The 22372-nt window shown below is 54.1% G+C and carries 18 protein-coding genes; 3 read left to right on the top strand and 15 right to left on the bottom strand.

The genetic code is table 11. The annotated features are described in order from the left end of the window. Positions 1-5: 5 nt before the first annotated feature. Genes CPH80_RS03440 through CPH80_RS03420 form a run of 5 tightly spaced genes read right to left on the bottom strand, consistent with a single transcriptional unit; the run spans position 6 to position 5921 of the window. Positions 6-1361: a hypothetical protein gene (locus CPH80_RS03440; RefSeq protein WP_096275630.1), complete on the bottom strand. Its 1356-nt coding sequence runs from the start codon at positions 1359-1361 to the stop codon at positions 6-8. 4 nt (positions 1362-1365) lie between these two features. Further along, positions 1366-2247 (bottom strand): polysaccharide biosynthesis protein, encoded by an 882-nt coding sequence (locus CPH80_RS03435; protein WP_096275629.1) that lies wholly within the window; start codon positions 2245-2247, stop codon positions 1366-1368. Continuing rightward, complete coding sequence (locus tag CPH80_RS03430) at positions 2247-3830, bottom strand: XrtA system polysaccharide chain length determinant (RefSeq protein ID WP_096275628.1); 1584 nt, start codon at positions 3828-3830, stop codon at positions 2247-2249. The genes CPH80_RS03435 and CPH80_RS03430 overlap by 1 nt, the downstream gene beginning before the upstream one ends. Further along, complete coding sequence (locus CPH80_RS03425) at positions 3830-4468, bottom strand: XrtA/PEP-CTERM system exopolysaccharide export protein (RefSeq protein WP_227520334.1); 639 nt, start codon at positions 4466-4468, stop codon at positions 3830-3832. The genes CPH80_RS03430 and CPH80_RS03425 overlap by 1 nt, the downstream gene beginning before the upstream one ends. 46 nt (positions 4469-4514) lie before the next feature. Beyond that, positions 4515-5921, bottom strand: a complete 1407-nt coding sequence (locus CPH80_RS03420; protein ID WP_096275627.1) for a TIGR03013 family XrtA/PEP-CTERM system glycosyltransferase — start codon at positions 5919-5921, stop codon at positions 4515-4517. Between the two features lie 302 nt (positions 5922-6223). Here CPH80_RS03420 and CPH80_RS03415 point away from each other — a divergent pair, with 302 nt between their 5' ends. Genes CPH80_RS03415 through CPH80_RS03405 form a run of 3 tightly spaced genes read left to right on the top strand, consistent with a single transcriptional unit; the run spans position 6224 to position 8635 of the window. Then, a complete protein-coding gene (locus CPH80_RS03415; RefSeq protein ID WP_227520333.1) occupies positions 6224-7132 on the top strand; it encodes an XrtA system polysaccharide deacetylase in 909 nt (302 codons plus the stop codon). A 20-nt stretch (positions 7133-7152) separates the two neighbouring features. After that, a complete protein-coding gene (locus CPH80_RS03410) occupies positions 7153-8196 on the top strand; it encodes an ExeA family protein (RefSeq protein WP_096275626.1) in 1044 nt (347 codons plus the stop codon). A gap of 49 nt (positions 8197-8245) precedes the next feature. Then, positions 8246-8635 (top strand): MbcA/ParS/Xre antitoxin family protein, encoded by a 390-nt coding sequence (locus CPH80_RS03405; protein ID WP_096275625.1) that lies wholly within the window; start codon positions 8246-8248, stop codon positions 8633-8635. A gap of 125 nt (positions 8636-8760) precedes the next feature. Here the strand turns inward: CPH80_RS03405 and prpD are convergent, their stop codons facing one another. From prpD to CPH80_RS03355, 10 genes are all read right to left on the bottom strand, one after another. Next, entirely contained in the window at positions 8761-10245 is a 1485-nt protein-coding gene (gene prpD, locus CPH80_RS03400; protein ID WP_096275624.1) for a 2-methylcitrate dehydratase, read from the bottom strand. Positions 10246-10280: 35 nt separating this feature from the next. Further along, positions 10281-11456, bottom strand: a complete 1176-nt coding sequence (gene prpF / locus CPH80_RS03395) for a 2-methylaconitate cis-trans isomerase PrpF (RefSeq protein WP_096275623.1) — start codon at positions 11454-11456, stop codon at positions 10281-10283. 1 nt (position 11457) lies between these two features. Further along, positions 11458-14070, bottom strand: a complete 2613-nt coding sequence (gene acnD, locus CPH80_RS03390; RefSeq protein ID WP_096275622.1) for a Fe/S-dependent 2-methylisocitrate dehydratase AcnD — start codon at positions 14068-14070, stop codon at positions 11458-11460. Between the two features lie 125 nt (positions 14071-14195). Then, positions 14196-15326 (bottom strand): 2-methylcitrate synthase, encoded by a 1131-nt coding sequence (gene prpC / locus CPH80_RS03385; protein WP_096275621.1) that lies wholly within the window; start codon positions 15324-15326, stop codon positions 14196-14198. Between the two features lie 17 nt (positions 15327-15343). Then, complete coding sequence (gene prpB, locus CPH80_RS03380) at positions 15344-16231, bottom strand: methylisocitrate lyase (RefSeq protein ID WP_096275620.1); 888 nt, start codon at positions 16229-16231, stop codon at positions 15344-15346. A gap of 33 nt (positions 16232-16264) precedes the next feature. After that, positions 16265-16945, bottom strand: coding sequence for a GntR family transcriptional regulator (locus tag CPH80_RS03375; RefSeq protein WP_096275619.1), 681 nt, complete (start codon positions 16943-16945; stop codon positions 16265-16267). Positions 16946-17087: 142 nt separating this feature from the next. Further along, entirely contained in the window at positions 17088-19208 is a 2121-nt protein-coding gene (gene mdoH / locus CPH80_RS03370) for a glucans biosynthesis glucosyltransferase MdoH (protein WP_227520332.1), read from the bottom strand. After that, the gene (locus CPH80_RS03365; RefSeq protein WP_096275618.1) at positions 19186-19485 is read right to left on the bottom strand and encodes a hypothetical protein; all 300 of its coding nucleotides are present in this window, start codon (positions 19483-19485) and stop codon (positions 19186-19188) included. The genes mdoH and CPH80_RS03365 overlap by 23 nt, the downstream gene beginning before the upstream one ends. Positions 19486-19508: 23 nt before the next feature. Continuing rightward, positions 19509-21062, bottom strand: a complete 1554-nt coding sequence (locus CPH80_RS03360) for a glucan biosynthesis protein G (RefSeq protein WP_096275617.1) — start codon at positions 21060-21062, stop codon at positions 19509-19511. Positions 21063-21149: 87 nt separating this feature from the next. Then, positions 21150-22304 carry a ShlB/FhaC/HecB family hemolysin secretion/activation protein gene (locus CPH80_RS03355; RefSeq protein WP_096275616.1) on the bottom strand — a complete coding sequence of 385 codons (1155 nt, stop codon included), beginning with the start codon at positions 22302-22304 and terminating at the stop codon, positions 21150-21152. Between the last annotated feature and the right edge of the window lie 68 nt (positions 22305-22372).

Here is a 22372-nt window from a genome sequence, read left to right as displayed (position 1 = left end):
GGTGCTCAACGTTGCCCGTTCAGTGCGAAACCGCGACTCAATACGAAGCGAAGTACAAATTGATCTTGGTCGTTTCTGGCCAGACGAGAGCGCAGGTATGACTGGTTAAATTGAACACCAAAGGTTGTATATTCTGCCAGTTGCCGCGTCCAGCTGGTGCTTAAGCGATGTATCTGATCGACGATAATATTGGCGTCTTCATTAGCATCGCCCTGCCAGCCGTACCCTATGTTGAGCCTTTGAAGTGCGGTTAGCTGAAGCCCAAGATTAATGCCAGCACGGTATTCGTGGGTGGTCGCTCCCAAAACCTGAGATTCGAGTAGAGAACCCTCTGCGTATACCCCAAGGTCGCAAATATCACACGCCCGTTGGTTGTTGTGGGTAAGCAGTAGTGAGTCACTGACCACAAGGTCTCGTGTTCGAACCGTATCTGGCAGAAACGAAAATACCGGCGGCAGGTTCAGAGAAAGATCCGTGGCGCTATCGGACATTCTGCGGTTGTATTGCACCGATGTACGCCAGTCTTCGGTTACCCAGGTGCGATCTAAAAAGCCTATTACCGCCTCATTTTCGCTTGTGGTTCCATCCGTGTACTCGGTATCTGCTCTGCTACTACCCGCACCTATACCAAAAGATCCATTTTTCATCTGGAGGTTATAAGCCAGCTGCGCCGAATCAATCGTTATATCCGTACCACGCTCTTCTGACCAGCTTCGGCTAACGTTCAGGCTACCCATGGAACGATCACTTAGCCGTCGCGAAAGCTCGCCGGTGCCGGTTAATGACTCCTGATTGTTGAGATCGTCTTCACCAAAGCTCCGGCCCGCCTGGCCGGAAAAGCGCAGCGTTGACAGGTCGCCTGGATAAAAGCGCAGCCCTGCACCGGCACTCAGAGTGTTCTGGGTATCATAATTGGAAGGATTAACCACAAACCCTGTGTCGTTGCGGACAGAACTGACCGTATGGCCCAGATTAAAATCTAAATGACTGCCGGGATCAAAATGCGTGTAGCGAGACGCACCTGTGATGGAACTGTTTTCGCTTTGCTCGCCATTTGCTGTGTCTCGGCTGGTTTTTAGGGAGCCACCGTACTGCAACACGAGAGCGTTCGCGCCTCTCTCTAACGTACCGCCCACTCGCCCAGACACTCCGAGCCCCGGCTCCGTGTTGGTATCGGTGGTAGTGCCCCTATCCGTGCGGGTGTGAGTGACATCCGTAAACACCGAGGCTGAACCCGAGAGTGAGGTGACATCGTCACTTAGGCTCTGGGCCGTTGCCACACCCGACCCTGCAGCGCAGCAAGAGCCAATCAGAAGAGAGGCGAGGCTGAAGTTATTTGCATTCCCTGCTTTACGTTCCATCACGTTACTCCTGAAAAATCAGGCCGGAGAATTTATCAGACCCGAGAGCGTCCACGGCGTCTGTAATGATTTCTCCAGTGACTTCTCCAAAAGGAACACCGAAGACGATTTGATCTGCAAAACGTTCAATAATCCTTGCTTCTGTATTTTCCCGGAAAGGCGGCGCATTAAGCACAATACAACGATCCGGGTAGCGGGCTTTCAGCTCAGTTATCAGTTCTCGCATTCGCACGGCAGAAAACAGTTCAACCGCTGAGGAGGCGTGAGTACCTGCAGGAATCACCGTTAGGCGCTCAACACCACTGGGATACAGAATGGATTTGATGGCCATGGAGCGGTCGCCAACAAAATCTGTCACGCCTGCACCCATCGGGCTGGAAACCAGACCTCCCAGCTCATTGCTGTATGGGTCGCAGTCCACAAGCAACGCAGAGGTTTGCGAATCTAGAGCAAACGCGGCCGCCAGGTTAAAAGCCGTGAGAAGGCCCCCGGGGCCATTACCCAGGCTACTGAACATAATCGTAAAGTTGCCCTCACCGGCTCGGTTGCGCAGCTGTATGCGCAGCTCTCGGTAGGCGTCCATCACTTCTTTGTCGGGCATACCGGAATAAATGATCTTCCGTTCCCGTAATTGTTCACGGCTCCAAGGCTTGGGGTTACCAATAAGCCCCAAAGACATCGATGAATCGTAAACCGTTGGAGGGTTTTCATTCTCGTTGGTGTCGACCCTGGTTTGAGTGTGGACCAGCCTGTCCCGCTCAGAGACCGCATAGGGGCGCTCTTTGCGGAAGTTTTCTTCGGCCCTTGCTTCCCCACGGTCAGGCTCAAGTCGGCGACGCTCATCCTGGCTTTTCAGAAGTGCATTATAGAGCTTGTTGTCTTCCATCACTTACCGTCTCCCCCAAGCCCAAGCCCGGTTATTTCGCTGGCTTTATTGATCAGCTGTTCGGGGGTAATACCCATAACACTGAAGACCAAAACGGCGAGATAAGCTGCCATGAAGATCGCCAGCACGATTAGGATTGAGAGTACATCTTTACGCAGTAAGCGATCCGTCCACGTGCTGCGGTAATGGGGAATCGTAGTCAGCACAGGAATGCTTTCCGGCAGCGCCAGCTGCAGTGCACGGGGTGAGCGCACACGTTGATCAAACATAACCAGCAAAACCAACAAACCCAGCACCATGGCACTGCCTAGGAACGGGCCCGCAAGGCCGACCTGGTATAATTGAAGGCCATCCCAGCGCGTGGGGTAAGATGCTGGCTCTTGAATTTTGTAGCTTACGCCTTCGCCCTGCACATCCAGCGTCATGGATAGCCGTGCTTTTTCCCGGCGCTGAAGCATGTCTTCGTATACACCCCGGGTAACATCGTAATCTCGGGTAAGCTCTGAAAGCTGGGCCTGGTTTTCTGCCACTCGTTGGGAGCGCTCGAACCCTTCCTCGAGAAGTCGTTCCAACGACGTCAAACGGTTTTTCTGAACGGCCAGCCGCGTTGTGCTATCGGCCAGCTGAATTTTAAGGTTTTCGTAGATCGGGTTTTCCATGACCTCGGTAACGCCGCCGTCGCGATCATCGTCGGTTTGTGTGGAGACGCGTTTTTCCAGGTCTGCTATCTGGCCCTGAACACTCACAATATCTGGATGACGCTCATGATAGCGCAACAACAGGGAATCCAGCTCTTGGCGCATGGCGACTAACCGTCGCTCGGCGGAAGACTTGCCCGGGTCGACGGTGATGCGGCGCACTGACTGCTCATTATTAAGCTGGCGACGGGTAAGCGTCACTTCGGATTCGGTTTGCTGGATTTCTAGCTTTAGGTTTTCAATATCCCGGCGCAGGCTTTCAATTCTGGAAAGCACACTGCTCTCGGTTCCATCCTGATTGGCGGATTTGAATTCCTTCAGCCGTTGCTCGGCCTCCTCAAGCTGGCGCTGGTAGGTTTTAACCTGGGAATCGATAAACTCAAACGCGCCCTGGCTTTCGGCGCGCTTCTTGCGCACTGTGCGCTCCACAAAGCGGTTCAGTACCGCGCTGAGAACCTGGAAAGACTCATCAGGGCTACCGCTGGTGTAATTCAGTTCGAGAAAATTCCGATTGGATACTCGTATACCGACCCGCTCGCGTAAGATGCTGATCTTTCCGTTACGGATAGCATCCGTCTCGCCGCCTGTGACCAGCCCGGTATCCAGACCGATCTGCTCCAGAAAGGAGCGACTTTGCATCATCTCCCGGGCTTCGTTGATGCGATCGAGCTGAGTTAATTCAGCCTTGCCCTGGAGTAGTGGCTGTAGAATATTGGACTGGTCTGCGTACAAAACTGCCTGGGACGTATAGCTTTTTGGAGTTACATAGCCCAGCGTCAACACCCCTGCCGTCACGATCATAAATATGATAACCGCTGCCAACCTGTGCCGGTAAAGCTCAAGCTTAACCGCACGGAGGGTATCTAGGATGAACTGGATATCCATCAGAGCTCGCCCCGGAAGAGTTGTTTGCGGGGCACGCTGATTACGTCACCTGGCTGCAAGCCGTGGTTAGTGCGCATGTCGCCATCCGTAAGAATGGCTTCTAGGTCCAAACCGAAACTTTGATACTCGCCGTTTATCTGGCGGTGCAGAACCGCGCGGCTTTCTGCGGCAAAGTCGGTAATGCCGCCGGCCAGCAGTACAACATCTAGTACGGTCATGCCTGGCTGAAAGGCAACGGATTGCGGCGCGGCAATCTGGCCGGTAATCCGAATACGATTGCGGAATTCTTTACTGAGCGGGTTGGTGACCATCACGGTCACCTCTGGAGTACGGATAAATTTGCCCAGGGTATCGTTGATTTCAGCAGCCAGCTGCTCCGGCTTCTTGCCTTCGGCTTTTACGTCGCCCATCAGGGGCATGGAGATAAATCCGTCTGGGCGAACCACGATGGACTGGCCCAACTCGGGATTTCGCCATACGTGAATGGAGACGGTGTCCCCTACTCCAATTTCGTAAGGCTCTGACTCCAGCTCAGATGCCGGTGGCATTTCCGACGACGATGGCAGGCCTGAGCATGCCGTGATAAACAAGCTCAGTATCGCAACCAAGCCAGCTCGCAAAAACGTAATAGTGATCATAAACGCCCTCCAACTCATGTTGTTCTATATTTGTGGTACCGAATGATTACCGAACGCCTTTGCCGAGGAGAATCACCTCTACGGTTTGGATCATGATTAGAAAATCCATTAAAAGGCTGTGGTTTTTGGAGTAGTAAAGATCGTACTCCAGCTTTCCCCTGGCATCCTCAACCGAGGCGCCATAGGGGTATTTAAGTTGTGCCCAACCCATCAGGCCAGGCTTTACGTAATGCCGGGTATCGTAAAACGGAATCTTTTCTTTCAGCTCAGAGACAAATTCTGGCCTTTCTGGGCGCGGCCCAACGATGCTCATCTCGCCTTTGATTACATTGTAAATCTGTGGCAATTCATCTAGGCGGGTGTTGCGTATAAAGGCGCCCACACGGGTTACTCGGTTGTCATTGGCGGAGGCCCAGCGCGCTTTTCCGTCTTTTTCGGCGTCTTGCCGCATGCTGCGAAACTTGTAGATGCGGAACTCTTTACCCAGCATTCCAACGCGGGTTTGGCTGTAAAGTATGGGGCGCCCAGTTTCCACAAACACGGCGAAGGCCGTGAAGATAATGAACGGCAACATGACGACCAGAAGCGAAAGGCTGATCAACAGATCTAGCGATCGCTTGGCGAAATCCCGAGTTCTTGAGGCTTTGAAGCCCTCCGAAAACACGATCCAAGAGGGATGCACCATATCCAACTTGGCTTTTTTCAGTTCGCGCTCATAAAAATCTACGCCGTTGGTTATGGCGATACCGCGAAGCTTGCACTCCATCAGATCTGGCACTGGCAGCCCCGCGCCTTCATTACGACGGCGCTCCTGCTGCGCGATAACAATTTCTGAGACCCGGTTTTGCCGGCAGAATTGATATAAATCGTAAGGTGTGGGCAGCAGTTTATCGGCACCCACCGCCCCACTAGGATCTTCCGAAATACAACCAATTATCCGCACACCCAATGCGCGCATGTTGCGCTCATATTCGTCGAGAAGGTTGGCGGCAAAATCTCCAGCACCAAAGATGACCACACGGCGCACAAGCTGTTCTGAGTCGACAATCCGCAGAAAAATAAGCCGCAGCAAGATCACGATCAAGGAGGCGAGAATAACCGCCCAAAACAGGTTTGAGCTGCCCGGGTTTGTCGATGGCGCGACCATATAGAGCAATTTCAGGCCGATACCCCCCACAAAGCAGTAGGCGATCAATGTGCGAAAAAACAGCGCAGACACATTTTCATGAACCATGGCGAGGTAGCCACCCATGGCAAGTGTTCCACAGCTCAGAACCAGTGCGAACAGAGTGGCTGACAGGATATCGGTCTCAACAGACGGATATCCGACGCCTGCAACCGAAAGGAGCAGCCCAAGAAAGGAAAAAATAGAAAATAGAACGACAAATTCGAGTGCAGCGAGCACCAGATAAGGAATATGAAGGTAGTGTTTTCTAAAACGTATATACGACACGCCGAACTTCCTTGTCGCCTGCACCAAAACTGGCGGCAGACCTACATCTGTTTCTCCGGCAGCGCACGCTCAAATTGGCTAAGAGCGACCCCGTTAACCGCCGGTTCTTTTTTTATCTTATGACCCATCTTGCTCTGACCAAGATATAATCACAACTTATTGTATCTTTATGTAACATAGCTTTACATTGTTTTTTTCGTTACCGGGAATTACTCGTATCGAGAATTGTATTTGCACGGTCCGTAGGTGAAAATCTGGCCATCGGTGCTGTTGGTTACTGGTACCACTGGAAAGGAGAGCCCATGCCCGGAACGGAAACATCCTCACCCCTACACGCCATGAGTATAGACGTAGAAGACTACTTTCACGTTGCTGCACTTTCTGGCGTTATCCGCCCGGATCAGTGGGACTCTTTGCCCTCGCGGGTTGAACAGAACACGGAGCGCCTGCTATCGCTGTTTGAAAAGCATGACGTGAAAGCGACTTTTTTTGTGCTTGGATGGGTTGCCGAGAGGTTTCCCGCACTCATTCGCAAGTTGTCTGACCATGGCCACGAGATTGCCTCCCACGGTTACAGCCACCAGTTGATTTACAAGCAGTCGCAGGATGTGTTCCGGGAGGAGACTATTCGCTCCAAAGCCCTGCTTGAAGACATCACTGGCAAAGCCATAGAAGGCTACCGTGCAGCCAGCTACTCCATTACCCGGGACTCTCTTTGGGCCTTGGATATTCTAAGTGAAGCGGGCTTTACTTGGGATTCGAGTATTTTCCCGATTCGACACGATAATTATGGCATACCGGATTCGCCCACTGCGCCCTACTCCATCGAAACTGCCAGTGGTGCCATTATTCGAGAATTTCCTCTAACCACTGCTCACATTTTAGGGCTTTCAATACCGGCAGCCGGGGGCGGTTATTTCCGCCAATTCCCCTACCCGGTATTTCGCTACCTATTTCGCAATGCATCAGGCTTTGGGGCGCGGCCGCAGATGTTTTACCTGCACCCTTGGGAGATAGATCCCGATCAGCCACGCTACAATAACGCAAGCTGGTTTTCCCGCTTTCGTCACTACACCAATCTAGATCAGTGCCACGACCGTCTCGAGCGTTTACTGGGAGATTTCAGGTTCGGAACCGTGAGCGAAAGCTATAATGCCTACGAAACAGACAAAACCCTGCTGCGCAGCGATCAGTTGATCCGCCTCGCCTGATTCACAGACAGGAATTGACGATGTATCTGGAATTTTTCGGCCTCCATAGACACCCCTTCCGTATTACACCGGAAGACGATTTTATTTACATGAGCCAGCAGCATTCTCGGGCTTATGTATACATGTCTTCCGCGATTTGGAGCTCGGAAGGTTTTGTGGTTATCAGTGGTGAGATTGGCTCGGGCAAGACAACTCTGCTGAAAAAGACCATCCGCAATCTCGAAGGCGATTTGAAGCTTCTCAACATTTCCTACACCAATCTGGAATCCAAGGATCTGTTTGCCCTAATTCTTCGCAAAGCCGGGAGGAACGTGGAGGACGACAGCAAGGTGGCCATGCTGTTCCAGATCTCGGATTACCTAGAGAGTATGGCGACGGCGGGCACCCCTGTGGTGCTGACCATTGATGAAGCGCAAAACCTTACCCGGGAAAACCTTGAAGACATCCGTATGCTGGCCGGAATGGAAAGCATGGGCGGGCCTTCAATGCGGGTTATTCTGCTTGGCCAACCGGAGTTAAAGCAGGCCGTTCTGGATATCCCCCAGCTTGCTCAACGGGTAAAGCTGTTCTTCCACCTGGAAGGGCTAACGCTTGCAGAAACCACCGAGTACATAGACTACCGGCTTTTGGTTTCTGGCCACGGTGGCGGCAACAAGCTTTTTGATGCCGATACGGTTCGGGAGATACACAAGCTGAGCAAAGGCATTCCGCGGCTGATTAACAAGCTGTGTGACGGCATGATGATGTGTGCTTATGCGGAAGACCGGCCCTTTATCGACCCCCACGATTTGAAATCCATTCGTAGGGACATTCTGGGCGATGACGTGTCTGAAAAATCGCCGAAGCCGGCCGAACTGCAAAAGCGAGAGCACGCTACAGCAGAGAAAAGTGCGCATGATGCGAGTGAACTGGCTGGCGCAACTAATGCGCTGTTGCGGATGGCCGAAGCGCTTGAGCGGATTGATAAGCGCTTGACTAAAATCTTCCCGGATGAGGAATCTCCCCTCCGGGCAAGCAGAAGCGCACCCGATAACGTAAAACCCTTGTCACCGGGCCGCAAATAGGCGTAGTAGCCAGCAGGCCGGGGGAACTCTGCTATAGGAGTGCCGTAGAATGCTTGCAGCCAGAGAGTTCCTAGAGGACAAAGATCCGAAGATTGTCTCCCACACGGCTCTTGAAATATTCTTCAACATCACAAAGTCTTGGGGCTTAAAGGCTCAGGAAGAGCGTATTTTACTAGGTGACCCGGCTAGCTCAACGTTCTACAAGTGGCGCAATGGTGAGGGGCCGGCGATTTCTAAGGATACCCTGGAGCGAATTTCTTACGTAATGGGTGTCTATAAGTCCCTGAGGCTACTGTTTCCCACGGAATCCCAGGCAAACGCTTGGCCTAAGAAAGAAAACCGGGACTTCAATGGCGAATCAGCTATGAACGTTATGCTTAAGGGCAGCGTCGCCAACCTAATACACGTTCGCCGTTACCTTGATGGCATGCGGGAATAACGGCGCCAATAACCTTAATACCGCCATAGCCGAGACGGTATATCACCGGGAGTGATTTATATCTGCACCGCACGAGACAGATATAGAGCTAACAATGCGTCAGTACGTTAAGCGCTACAGACTGCCTAAATAATAAACAGCTCCACAAACTCGTGAACCGCCGTTTGCTCCAGCCCCTTCTGCTCTTTGCACACGTTAAAAATCTGCTGGCACTGTTGCGCGGGGAAGCGGGTCGCCAGATTAGACCGGAATTTGTCTTCCAGCAGCGGAATGCCTTCTTTTCTGCGCCGGTGGTGGCCTATCGGGTACTCCACAACAACCTGTTCTGTGCTTGAGCCGTCTTTGAAGAATACCTGAATGGCGTTAGCGATGGAGCGTTTATCTGCCTCTAGATACTCTTTGGTGTAGCGCGCATCTTCGATTACTTCCATTTTTTCCCGCAGCATATCAATTTCCGGATTAGCCTCGTGGAATTCGTCTTCGTAATGTTCGGCGTTTAGTTGTCCGAAGATCAGCGGTACTGCTGTCATATATTGCAAGCAATGGTCGCGGTCTGCTGCGTTGGCCAGTTTGCCTACTTTTGAGATGATCCGGATGGCGGATTCGTGGGTGGTGATCACAATTCGGTCGATCTCATCAAGCCGGTCTTTCACCTGCGGGTGAAGCGTAACCGCCGCTTCAGCTGCGGTTTGAGCATGAAACTCTGCCGGGAAGGAAATCTTAAACAGAATGTTTTCCATCACGTAGGAGCCGAACGCTTGAGGCAATGAGAACTGGCGTTCGCCTTCTGGTTTGATGGCCTGATCTTTATTGGTTTTGCTGAACAGCACGTCGTAGAAGCCCCATTGGGGCGCTGTTAGCGCGCTAGGAATGCCCATTTCGCCGCGCATGGCAATATCTGCAAGGCGGACGGCCCGAGAAGTGGCGTCGCCGGCGGCCCAGGATTTACGGGAGCCGGCATTCGGCGCATGGCGATAGGTTCGCAGCGCTTGGCCGTCTACCCATGCATGGGAAAGCGCAGAGAGCAGCTGGTCTCGGGTGGCGCCCATAAGCTTGGCGGTAACCGCCGTAGAGGCAACCTTCACCAGCAAGACATGATCCAGACCTACTCTATTGAAAGAGTTTTCCAGCGCTAATACGCCTTGGATTTCGTGGGCCATGATCATGGCTTCGAGAACCGTACGCATGGTGATCGGTTCTTTGCCCTCGGCGACCCGTTTCTGAGAAAGGTGGTCGGCCACCGCCAAGATGCCGCCAAGGTTATCTGAAGGGTGCCCCCACTCAGCCGCCAGCCAGGTGTCGTTGTAATCCAACCAACGGACGATGCAGCCGATATCCCAAGCGGCTTTAACGGGATCTAGGCGGAACTGAGTGCCGGGAACACGGGCGCCGTGGGGAACAACCGTGCCTTCCACCAACGGCCCGAGATGCTTTGTACATTCGGGGAAACGCAGTGCCAGCAGACCGCAGCCAAGCGTATCCATCAGGCAGTTGCGTGCTGTATTCCAGGCTTCTTTGTTTTTTACCTTATAAGTAAGAACGTAGTCTGCAATCCGCTGCAGAACGTCGTCGTAATCAGGCCGTTCGTTAAGTTCGAATGTTGCAGCCATATTAATTCCTCCTATCGGGATTCACGATGTCAGGTTCAAGCCTCGTCTGGTATGCGTACCCACCCTTCCATCAAAATGCGAGCACTGCGGCTCATGATGGCCTTGGTAGCTGTCCACTGACCATTCACTTCTTTTGCTTCTGCGCCAACCTGCAGCGTACCTGATGGATGGCCGAAGGTGACAGATGTACGATCACCGCCGCCAGCCGCCAGGTTAACCAAGGTTCCGGGAATGGCGGCTGCGATAGCGATAGCAACGGCTGCGGTACCCATCATGGCGTGGTGTAGCTTGCCCATGGAGAGCGCGCGTACCAGCACATCGATATCACCTGCGGCTATCTGCTTACCACTGGATGCAGTGTAGTCCACAGGTGGCGCTACGAAGGCCACCTTGGGGGTGTGCTGCCGGGATGCGGCTTCTTCAATATTCTGGATCAGCCCCATTTTTAGCGCACCGTGGGCACGGATGGTTTCAAACATCGCCAGGGCTTTGGGATCGCTGTTGATGTCGTCTTGCAGTTCTGTGCCGTTATAGCCGACGGCCGCTGCATTGATGAACACCGTGGGAATGCCGGCATTGATCATGGTGGCTTTCAGGGTGCCCACGCCGGGTATTTCCAGATCATCCACCAGGTTGCCGGTAGGGAACATGGAACCCTCGCCATCGGCGGGGTTCATGAATTCCACTTGGACTTCGGCGGCGGGGAACGTGACGCCGTCTAGTTCGAAGTCGCCGGTTTCCTGCACTTCACCGTTGGTGATAGGCACGTTCGCAATGATCGTTTTGCGGATATTAGCCTGCCAGATACGCACGATCGCTGTGCCGTTTTCGGGGACGCGGTCGCTTGGAACATAGCCGCTGTTGATGGCAAACGCGCCCACGGCGGCGGTGAGGTTGCCGCAGTTGCCGCTCCAATCCACGAAGGGCTTATCGATGCTTACTTGGCCGAAGAGGTAGTCCACATCGTGATCTGGCTGAGTGCTTTTGCTCAGGATGACAGTTTTGCTGGTGCTGGATGTGGCGCCACCCATGCCGTCGGTTTGCTTTTGATAGGGGTCTGGGCTGCCGATGACTCGCAGCAATAAGTTATCCCGCGCTGGGCCTGGTGTTTGGGCTTTCTCGGGAAGGTCGCTCAGGCGGAAGAACACGCCTTTGCTGGTACCGCCACGCATGTAAGTGGCGGGGATTCTGATTTGGGGGGTGCTGGGCATTTTAAGCCGCTCCTTCCGACTGAAGGAAGTCCTCAGCAAACCGCTGCAACACGCCACCAGCAGAATAAATCGACAACTCTTCCGCAGTATCCAACCGACAAACCATCGGCACTCGCTCAGAGCCGCCATCTTTCCGGTGGATAATCAGCGTTAGCTTCGCGCCAGGCGCAGCTGTGCCTTCCACATCAAAGGTTTCGGTACCGTCGATATTCAAGGTCTTGCGCGTTGTGCCTTCCTCGAACTGAAGGGGCATCACACCCATACCAACCAGGTTGGTACGGTGAATACGCTCAAAGCCTTCGGCTGCGATGGCCTCTACACCCGCCAATGCCACACCTTTGGCGGCCCAATCACGGGAGGAGCCCTGACCGTAGTCGGCACCGGCGATGATGATCAGCGGCTGTTTGCGCTCCATGTAGGTTTCAATAGCTTCCCACATGCGGGTGACCTTGCCTTCTGGTTCGATTCGCGCAAACGAGCCCTGTTTCACTTTGCCGCTTTCATCCAGAACCATTTCGTTGAACAGTTTGGGGTTGGCGAAGGTGGCGCGCTGGGCCGTCAGGTGGTCGCCACGGTGGGTTGCGTAGGAGTTGAAATCCACTTCTGGCACGCCCATTTTGTGCAGGTATTCACCGGCGGCGCTGTCCATCATGATGGCGTTGGACGGCGACAGGTGGTCCGTGGTGATGTTGTCTGGCAGCACCGCCAGCGGGCGCATGCCTTTGAGCATCTTTTCGCCGACCATGCCGCCTTCCCAGTACGGCGGGCGGCGAATGTAGGTGCTCTCTGACCGCCAGTCATACAACGGATTGGTTTTAGCTTGGGCATCGCGGGTGATATCAAACATCGGAATATAGATGCTGCGGAACTGCTCCGGCTTCACTGATTGCTTCACGATGGCGTCGATTTCGGCGTCATCTGGCCAGATGTCTTTTAGGGTGACGGGGTTTCCGTCTTTGTCGTAGCCCAGCGCGTCTTTTTCGATGTCGAAGCGGATGGTGCCGGCAATGGCGTAGGCTACGACCAAAGGCGGTGACGCAAGGAATGCCTGCTTGGCGTAGGGGTGAATCCGGCCGTCGAAGTTACGGTTACCGGAAAGCACCGCCGTGGCGTACAGGTCGCGCTCAATGACTTCTTTCTCGATTTCCGGGTCCAGCGCACCGCTCATGCCGTTACAGGTAGTACAGGCAAATCCCACCACACCGAAGCCAAGGTTTTCCAGCTCGGACATTAGCTTGGCGTCTTCTAAGTACATGCTGACGGTCTTGGAGCCTGGCGCCAGAGAGGACTTCACCCAGGGCTTACGGGTCAGGCCGAGCTTATTGGCGTTACGGGCAATCAGGCCCGCAGCCACCATGTTGCGTGGGTTACTGGTATTGGTACAGCTGGTGATGGCGGCGATGATCACCGCGCCGTCTGGCATTTTGCCTTCTTCCTTTACCCACGCACCGGCAATGCCGCGCTCTGTCAGCTCGGAGGTCGGCAGGTGTGCGTGCGGGTTGGAGGGGCCGGCAAGTGTGCGAGCAACGGTAGACAGATCAAACTTCAGAATGCGTTCGTACTCAGCATCCTTCAAATCATCTGCCCATAGGCCGGTATGTTTGGCGAAGGTTTCTACCAAGGCTACCTGCTCGTCTTCACGGCCGGTGAGCTTCAGATAGTCGATGGTCTGGCCGTCGATGTAAAACATGGCTGCCGTGGCACCGTATTCCGGTGTCATGTTGGAGATGGTGGCGCGGTCTCCTATGGTCAGGCTGTCTGCGCCTTCGCCGTAGAATTCCAAATACGCACCCACCACTCGCTCTTTACGCAAAAACTCGGTCAGGGCCAGCACCATATCTGTGCTGGTAATGCCGGGGTTCAACTTATTGGTGAGTTCAACACCCACGATATCCGGCAAGCGCATCATGGAGGCGCGGCCAAGCATGACGCTCTCGGCTTCGAGGCCGCCCACACCCACGGAGATAACACCCAGAGCATCAACCATTGGGGTGTGGCTGTCTGTGCCTACGCAGGTATCCGGGAAGGCTACTCGCTTGCCTTCGCCATCTGCGCGCGCCTGAATCACCGGAGACATTTTCTCCAGGTTGATCTGGTGCATGATGCCGTTGCCTGGCGGAATCACGTCGACGTTTTCAAACGCGGTTTTCGTCCAGTTGATGAAGTGGAACCGGTCATCGTTGCGACGGTCTTCGATGGCTCGGTTTTTCTCGAACGCGTCTTCCTCGAAGCCTGCGTGTTCAACGGCCAGAGAGTGATCAACGATTAGCTGCGTGGGAACCACTGGGTTCACCTTGGCAGGGTCACCGCCCTTCTCGGCTATGGCGTCACGCAGGCCAGCGAGATCAACTAGCGCGGTTTGGCCCAGGATGTCGTGGCAGACTACGCGAGCTGGGTACCATGGGAAGTCTAGGTCGCGTTTGCGTTCGATAAGCTGTTTTAGGGAATCTGTGAGTGCATCTGGGTCGCAGCGGCGAACAAGTTGTTCGGCTAGGATTTTGGAGGTGTACGGCAGCTTGTTGTATGCGCCGGCCTGGATGTCTTCCACGGCCTGGCGGGTGTCGAAATATTCCAGGTCGGTGCCTGGGAGGGGTTTGCGGTAATTGGTGTTCATGGGCGGTGCTCTTGTTCGGTATATGTTGACCCCTCTCCCCCAGCCCCTCTCCCGCAAGGGGCGAGGGGAGTAAAATCAGTATTCCTTCGCCCCTCGCGGGAGAGGGCTAGGGAGAGGGGGGATTCTTATGGCCGCTTATCAATCGGCAGCCATTCCGCACTCTCAGGCCCCGTGTAATCGGCACTTGGGCGGATAATCCGGTTGTTAGCCCGCTGCTCTTTCACGTGGGCTGTCCAGCCTGATACGCGGGACATCACAAAAATCGGCGTGAACAGCTCAGTCGGGATGCCCATGAAGTGATAAGTCGAGGCATGGAAGAAGTCGGCATTGCAGAACAGTTTCTTCTCGCGCCACATGACTTCTTCGCAGCGCACGGAGACTGGGTACAGAACCGTATCGCCTATGTCCTTCGACAGCTTTTCAGCCCATTGCTTGATAATCACGTTGCGAGGATCGGATTCGGTGTAAACCGCGTGGCCGAAGCCCATGATCTTTTCCTTGCGCTCGAGCATGCCCATCACGCCCTTCTCAGCTTCGTCGGCGCTCTGGAATTTTTGAATCAGCTCCATGGCCGCCTCGTTGGCGCCACCGTGCAGCGGGCCACGTAGGGTGCCGATTGCTCCGGTTACGCAGCTGTGAATATCAGACAGCGTGGACGCACACACGCGGGCGGTGAAGGTGGAGGCGTTGAATTCGTGCTCGGCGTACAGAATCAGAGACACGTTCATGACGCGCTCGTGCAGTTCACTTGGCTTCTTGCCGTGTAACAATTCTAGGAAGTGGCCGCCGATGGAATCCACATCGCTGCTGGTTTCAATGCGTACGCCTTCGTGGACGAAGCGGTACCAGTAGGTGATGATGGACGGGAACAGGGCCAGCATGCGGTCGATTTTGTCGTCTTGCACGCTGAAGTCTTGTTCCGTTTCAAGAGTGCCCAACATGGAGCAGCCGGTGCGCATTACGTCCATTGGGTGGGCGTTTTTGGGAATGTTTTCCAAAACGGTTTTCAGGGCGTGGGGCAAATTACGGAGGCTCTGGAGCTTTTTCTTGTAGGCATCCAGTTCCTGCTGATTCGGCAGCTTTCCGCGCAACAGCAGGTAGGCTACTTCTTCAAATTGGGTGTTGTCTGCCAGGTCGCTGACATCGTAACCGCGATAGGCCAGGCCAGTTCCGGTTTTACCTACGGTACACAGTGCCGTTTCACCAGCTACCTGACCGCGCAAGCCTGCGCCACCTGATTTTTTTGATTCTGCCATGGATGCTCTCCCTTAAATTATTTGGACTGTTTAAACAGTTGATCCAGCTTCTGTTCGAAATCGTGGTAGTTCAGGAAATCGTACAATTCCATACGCGTCTGCATCAAATCAACCACGTCTTTCTGGTCGCCCTTCTCAAGAATATTCTGATATACGGTTACCGCGGCTTTATTCATGGCGCGGAAGGCACTTAGCGGGTACAGCACCATGCTCGCACCGGCGTCGCCGAGCTCTTTACGGTTGTACAGTGGCGTGGCGCCAAACTCGGTGATGTTGGCGAGTAGTGGAACGTCACCCAGGGCTTCCGAGAAGGCTTTGTAGTGTTCCAGCTCGGTCACCGCTTCGGCGAAGATGCCGTCAGCGCCGGCTTCGATGCAGGCTTTGGCGCGATCGATGGCCGCTTCTAGGCCTTCTTTTTGGAAGGAGTCGGTACGGGCCATGATAAAGAAGTCTTTATCTACACGGGCATCGGCGGCTGCCTTTATGCGATCGACCATTTCTTCTTTGGAGACAATTTCTTTATTCGGGCGGTGTCCGCAGCGCTTTTGGGCAACTTGGTCTTCAATGTGGACAGCGGCCGCACCGGCACGTTCCATTTCGCGGATGGTACGGGCGATATTAAACGCCCCACCCCAACCGGTATCGATATCTACCAGCAGAGGCAAATCGGTTGCAGCAGTAATGCGGCGCACGTCTTCTACCACGTCGTTCATGGTGGTCATGCCAAGATCTGGCAGGCCATAGGAGGCGTTTGCGACGCCGCCACCGGAAAGATAGATAGCCTGGTGCCCGATTTTTTCCGCCATCATGGCCGCGTAGGCGTTGATGGTTCCTACAATCTGCAGGGGCTTGTTGTCGTTCAGGGCTTTGCGGAAACGCGCACCCGGGGAGAGCTTTCTGGACATATTATTTTCCTTCTATTCAGATAGATAAAACTGTCAGATTGTTAACACGCCTTCCTGAATCTTTTTCTCGATATTTTTACGAGCGGCGTTGATGTGTCTTTTCATTAAAAATTCTGCAAGTTCGCCATCGCGCTGGGCAATGGCTTCAACAATACGGCGGTGTTCGCCAAGGGCACGATGGGGGCGACCAGCGGAAGTGCTTAGCCGGTAGCGGTACATACGCACCATGTAATAGAGATCACCGAGGAGCATCTGGGCCAGCTTTGTATTGCGGCTGCCGGTGGCAATGCGATGGTGGAAATCGTAGTCGCCTTCAGCCTGATAATAGGCCTGCCCGCGCGCTTCGTCGATCATAGCTTCGTGGGTATCAAGAGTGGCTTGAAGATCGGCGATTTCTTGGTCTGTCATGCGTTCAGCGGCCTGGCGCGCTGCCAAGCCTTCCATAACTTCCCGTATGTGGTAGAGCTCTATCAACTCTGACGCACTTACCGAAACCACTTTTACGCCCGCATGGGGGCGGCGAACAAGAAGCCCCCGGGACTCAAGGCGGCCTAGCGCTTCTCGGAGCGGGCCACGAGTCAGCTCGAAGCGGGAGCAGAGATCCAGCTCGCCGATCTTGTCACCCGGTGCAAGATCTCCCTTAACGATTGCCGTTTGCAGACAATCAAAGGCTTCGTCTGCTCGCGTGTAGGTTTGAGACGTGATATCCGGCATAGTTTGTCGACAATATGAACTTGGTACGTCGAAATTTACGCCGGATACCGCATATTGTCAACAATCCTTGAGCGGCATTGTTAACAATCGGTAGAAAAGCTAAACGAATGACTGGCAGATTGAATAAGTAAGCCAAATCAAACTAAGTGTCTTTAACGTGAGCGCTCAGCCGTGCTATGGAGCGACCCCAGAAGCTGTCGGGTGACGCTCGCCAAGCACCTTCATGTAGCGCACTCAGGGATTGCCGATCTCTGGCAATCTGGCTCATCTCTAATCGTGAAAGTGCGCCCGGCCCTTCTTCAAGACATCGCGCCACGCACGACTCCAGCTCCGCCTTTCGCGAACCGTGGCGGTGGTCCCACGCCAACGCCTGGTGCAAACGATTGTGATCCAGCCTCAGCACGGCTTGCTCAAGTGGCGTAAGGGTTGGATTCAATAGCTGGTGGGAGCGGTACCAAACGGCATCCTCAAGCAGAGGCATTGTCTTGCGCTCCTCGGGTATAAGCAGAAGGCGGCGTTTTTTTAACGCCTGCCCGAGTGAATTCCGGCTGAGATACACGGCAGTCGGCGCAGCCAGAATCAACGGCAAAGCGACAGGCAGCGACCATAAAAAGAACATGGTATCCAAGCTCCAGGCGAACGAGGACCACCCTGCACCCAGTAGCATCCCCGGCAGTTGCGTTACAAAGGCCTCTTTCCAGCCCGTTTCCTCAGTTCGGTTTTGCCCCGCCCATTGCAGAGAAACGTTCAGCAGTGCTGAGACGACATAACGACTGTGTGCCCACATGCGCAATGGCGCCAGCAATACTGAAATCACGATTTCCAACATGACGCTGCAGAACAAACGAAACAGCCCACCGAACTCTTTGGTAAATCTATGGATAACGGCATCAAGAATTGCCAGAAACTTTGGGAAAAACAACAGGGCGAGGGTGCTCAGCGCGAGGCCCAACGCCCATTCGGGCCGCCATTCAGGCCACAGCGGGAAAAGCCCCTGATGCCCATCAGGAAAGTATTCGATGGGCGACAACGTCATATTGGCCGCCGCGACGGTGGTAAGAATCAGAAACCCGAGCCATAGCGGTGAGGCCACATAAGCCATAATGCCATTGAGAAAAGCCATGCGATGAGCGAAGCGCAAACCCGGCTCCCGCAACATGATCCAAAGATGCTGAAGGTTGCCTTTCGCCCATCGGCTGTCCCGGGCAAGTTCGTCGGCCAGGGTTGGTGGCGACTCTTCATAGCTGCCGCCCAGACCCGGCTCCAGCCAAACTTCGTAGCCGGCACGCCCCATGTAAGCAGCCTCAACAAAATCGTGGCTCATGATGGGGCCGCCGAAGATCCCGATGCCGGGCAGCTTGCGCAGGCCGCAATGCTTCATAAACGGTTCGATGCGAAGAATGGCGTTATGGCCCCAGAATGCGGCATCTCCCATCTGGATAGCTGCCAGCCCATTGGCAAATAAAGTGGAGTAGAAGCGGTTAGCAAACTGCTGAATTCGAGCGAACAGTGACTGCCCGTTGATGATGCTCGGGTTGGTTTGCAAGATGCCCACATTGGGCTCGCGCTGCATAAGCCGCACCATACGAACAATGCTGCTACCGGTCATCAGGCTGTCTGCATCCAGCACCACCATATACTTGCAGCGCTTACCCCAGCGACGGAGAAAATCGGCTACGTTGCCGCTTTTGTAGTTGAGATTCACCGGCCGCCGGCGGTAGAAGATTCTGCCCTCACCGCCAAGTTCTATCGCCAGTTTGCTCCATGCAACCTGCTCCTCCAGCCAAACGTCGGGGTTTCGGCTGTCGGAAAGTATGTAAAACTCGAAGTGATCGATCTGTCCGGTGCGTTCAATGTCACGGTACACAGCCTTAAGGCCGCTGAGTGTCCAGTGCACCGGCTCATGGTAGATGGGCAATAGCACGGCCGTTTTCGCCAGCGGTGTTTCCAGCAGTTCTGCGTCTGTGTGGCGTTTGAGGATGGAGTGTCGGTCACCGCCCAATAGCCTGATTACAAAGCCGAACACAGCCGTCCAGAACCCGATGGCTATCCACGCGTAAAGAATGGAAAAGAGCACCAGCATGCCGATTTCGAGCAAAGTTCCACCATGGTATGGCAACACCCATAGCAGAAAATAAGACGCCACACCGGTTTGACCAAATACCAGCAGCATCAACACAGCGCGCCGCAGGTTCGCGACCCTTCGCCACCTGTGTGTCACAGGGCTTCGCGTTTCGGCACTATCCACGGCGATGGTACCCAATGCTGCCTCTGCACAAAGGCGGTGCTGCTAAAGGAATGACCACCTCGGGAATAGCAAAGTATTCCGGCAGGCGGTCCATAACGCTCTTTAATAATCGGTGGCCTGTCAGCTCACGGCGGTCATTAACAATATTGTTAGAGCCTTCGCCGATCTCGGCCATGGCTTCGTCGATGAGCTGCAGCATCTGGCGGCAGCGCTCACTGGTCATTTCCACACCTGCTTCGCACAAATAGCCATACACACGGCTGAATACATGTTGGAAGGAAATATCGTCCATGTTCGTCTCGCTGCCTGTTAGATCTACTTTGGATTTCCACGCAAGTCTGTTTTGGGCCCAAGCAGGTAAGTCCAGGTTTCCGTGACGGGGTTATTATCCCTATTCAAAACGCCTCTCAGCGTGAGCGGCTGCTCTGCGGGAGGCTTTGCGAGAATCGACAGGCGCCACACATCGCTGACCTCAATATACTCAACAAAGTGCTCAATCACCTCAACGCCTTCACCGCCGCTCACTTGACTGACAACCGCCGCATCCGGGCTAAGCCCAGCGAGCTCACCGCCTTTGAAGTCAACAATCAATCGCAAAGCGTCACCTGAACCACCATTCTCTCTACCATTGCCAATAAACGTCCGCACGGCTTGGCCATTCGGTTGTTCGGTAATTTCGGGCTCGCCGAAGGTAACAGAGTACTCAAGGCGGCGATTTTCACCGGCGTTGACTGATTTATCCGGCTTGAAGAAAGCCACGATGTTATCGTTGGTTTCTGCGCCCGATGGGATTTCAACGAGCACGACCTCACCTTTTCCCCAGCCTTCATGGTCTTTGCCAAGAGGCTTTACCCACATGCTTGGCCTGCGGTCGTAGCGTGCTTCGTTGTCCTGAAAATCATTGAACTGTCGGTCACGCTGAATCAGGCCGAAGCCACCAAGATCTTGCACATGATGATAGCTCAGCTGCAGGTCGGCCGGATTAACGAGCGGCCGCCAGAGCCATTCACCGGTTTTGTCGTCGTTGATCAGCAGGCCATCAGAATCATGCACCTGGGGGCGCCACTCCCCCCGTGGGCGTAGTGTGTTGTCCCCATAGAAAAACATGGATGTGAGCGGTGCCTGGCCTAGCTGCTCAATGTCATTGCGGAAAAACAGTTGGGCAGTCACATCCATTTGCGTGTTTTTACCCGGATGAATTTCAAAGCGGTAAGCACCCGTTAGGCTGGTGCCATCCAGCAGGCCGTAGACCACCATAACGTCGCTACCTGCCTTCGGGTGTTCCATCCAGAATTCAGTGAATGCCGGGAACTCCTCACCGGATGGCAGGCCTGTGTTTATCGATATTCCCCGGCCCGAAAGCCCGAAGTTTTGGCTCGCTCCTACGCCCCGAAAATAACTCGCACCGCCAAACACCAAAAACTGGTTTTGTACATCTTTGCCGGATAAGGGATAGGTTAACTTGAACCCAGCATAACCAAGGTCTGCAGGAATCCGTTTCGCCAGTTCAGGGTTGGAGTATTCAAACCGGGCTTTATCAAACCCGATGGGTTGTACACCTTCGCTATCGATAACATTGAGCTGGACAGCATTGGAGTAAAAGCTGCCCTGGGGAATCATCATCACCTGAAACCGTGACTTGCCAGATCGCCAAAGGCTCTCTTCGGGCTTAAAGCGGATCGACTGGTAATCGGTGTAACTAAGGTTTTTGAGGAAGTCGGGGGCCTGTGCGGGTTTCTGATACTTTTCACCAGCCAGGGCTTTGGCTTTTTCAGCCACATCGTTAAAACCGAACGCCTGCGCGTAGCCGGAAATCGTGATCAGAATAATAAAAGAACAAAAAAACACGGGCAGCCGTGGTACAGCCATAGCGAAACTCCTTGCAAACCTAGCCACACATGTAACACCCACGACAGGGGTTGTCTCAAGTGACATCTTGGTAAGGGGAGCTTGCGATCAGATGCTAACGGTAATAGAAAAGGAAAGATCAGGGTGGGTAGGCATCATGAGAGCGGTGTTGGAAGCGTTGAGCATTTGCCCCACGCTCATGTCTGCACGGAAGTCTCTGGAATAGAGCTGGAAGGAAACTTCGCCAGAACTGGTGCTGCCAAAACGATCAGACTGGGCCGCTGAGTATGGCGCCCAGCCCTGAAGCAGAGAAAACGTAATGGAGGAGTTTAGCTCAGATGCAAATGGCCAATGGTAGCCCGGGCTGCGCGCATTCATCCGCAGCCAGCCACCTTCAGCCACATACACTGACTGGCCGTTAAAGCCGCGCATCAGGCTAGGCCCCGCAATGGCCAGATATTCGGAGGATGGCAAATCTCCTGGGGCAAACTGATACCGCCCATTTAATCCAAGGTTCCAGCTCAGCACTTCTCGGCTGAGAGAGGCTGCGAGAGCCAGTTTGTGAAAGCCATCGTCATCACTGCGATAACCAGATGCGCTGAAAAACTCCTCAGAATCCAGTCCGCCAACCGCGGTTAGAGATGACGCTGCATAAAATCCGCCAATCAGCTCCCGTGAAGCCTTGCCTTCAAGCCCGAAACTCGAGAGCCGGTGCGCAGAATCCTCAAGCCATACGGCGTCTTCAAACGCACTGCTGGTGCCGCTGGTGTGGGAAAACACACTGTCTACTTGAATGCCCTGCCACGACCAGAGGGAACGGTTGCCGGTCACCCTAAGGTTGCGGCGCTCGCCATGGGCATCGTAACGCTGCCCCGAACCGCTCACAGCACCGGAATAATCTCTGTTTGCGAGATCAACCCGGATATCACTGCCTGCAAATGGAAAAGAGTATCGCAGGGCAAGAGTGGTAGATTCGGCACTGCCCTCGCGAGCAACAGAATCGCTGAAGTTGAGGCCGAGTACGTGTCGGGACCAGAGCAGATTATTGCTCGTTAGATTGATTCGCCCGTCCGCTCTGTCACTGGTTTGTCTGGAGTTGCCGGAAAACTCAACATGGGAAGCAACATAACGGGTAACCGATTGAAGAAGATCTGAAGGATACAGATCCCACAAAGAGGACTCGGCGGTAGATCGCCCACTGTTCGCTGACACCTGGCCCGCAGCCAAGCTAAACATTAGAGCTGCGAGCAGAATACGTCCCACAGAAAAGCCTCTTTGGAGTGAAGAATAAGAATTACGGAACATTTAAAAACCACAGGGGGAGTCTAAAA

This window comes from Marinobacter sp. LV10R510-11A, from assembly GCF_900215155.1.
Lineage (GTDB): Bacteria > Pseudomonadota > Gammaproteobacteria > Pseudomonadales > Oleiphilaceae > Marinobacter.
This window is presented reverse-complemented; position numbering and strand designations above follow the sequence as displayed.

Coding starts and splice junctions, on each gene's coding strand:
- CPH80_RS03440 (WP_096275630.1), bottom strand. CDS start 1,361: ATGGAACGTAAAGCAGGGAATGCAAATAACTTCAGCCTCGCCTCTCTT.
- CPH80_RS03435 (WP_096275629.1), bottom strand. CDS start 2,247: ATGGAAGACAACAAGCTCTATAATGCACTTCTGAAAAGCCAGGATGAG.
- CPH80_RS03430 (WP_096275628.1), bottom strand. CDS start 3,830: ATGGATATCCAGTTCATCCTAGATACCCTCCGTGCGGTTAAGCTTGAG.
- CPH80_RS03425 (WP_227520334.1), bottom strand. CDS start 4,468: ATGATCACTATTACGTTTTTGCGAGCTGGCTTGGTTGCGATACTGAGC.
- CPH80_RS03415 (WP_227520333.1), top strand. CDS start 6,224: ATGCCCGGAACGGAAACATCCTCACCCCTACACGCCATGAGTATAGAC.
- CPH80_RS03410 (WP_096275626.1), top strand. CDS start 7,153: ATGTATCTGGAATTTTTCGGCCTCCATAGACACCCCTTCCGTATTACA.
- CPH80_RS03405 (WP_096275625.1), top strand. CDS start 8,246: ATGCTTGCAGCCAGAGAGTTCCTAGAGGACAAAGATCCGAAGATTGTC.
- prpD (WP_096275624.1), bottom strand. CDS start 10,245: ATGGCTGCAACATTCGAACTTAACGAACGGCCTGATTACGACGACGTT.
- prpF (WP_096275623.1), bottom strand. CDS start 11,456: ATGCCCAGCACCCCCCAAATCAGAATCCCCGCCACTTACATGCGTGGC.
- acnD (WP_096275622.1), bottom strand. CDS start 14,070: ATGAACACCAATTACCGCAAACCCCTCCCAGGCACCGACCTGGAATAT.
- prpC (WP_096275621.1), bottom strand. CDS start 15,326: ATGGCAGAATCAAAAAAATCAGGTGGCGCAGGCTTGCGCGGTCAGGTA.
- prpB (WP_096275620.1), bottom strand. CDS start 16,231: ATGTCCAGAAAGCTCTCCCCGGGTGCGCGTTTCCGCAAAGCCCTGAAC.
- CPH80_RS03375 (WP_096275619.1), bottom strand. CDS start 16,945: ATGCCGGATATCACGTCTCAAACCTACACGCGAGCAGACGAAGCCTTT.
- CPH80_RS03365 (WP_096275618.1), bottom strand. CDS start 19,485: ATGGACGATATTTCCTTCCAACATGTATTCAGCCGTGTGTATGGCTAT.
- CPH80_RS03360 (WP_096275617.1), bottom strand. CDS start 21,062: ATGGCTGTACCACGGCTGCCCGTGTTTTTTTGTTCTTTTATTATTCTG.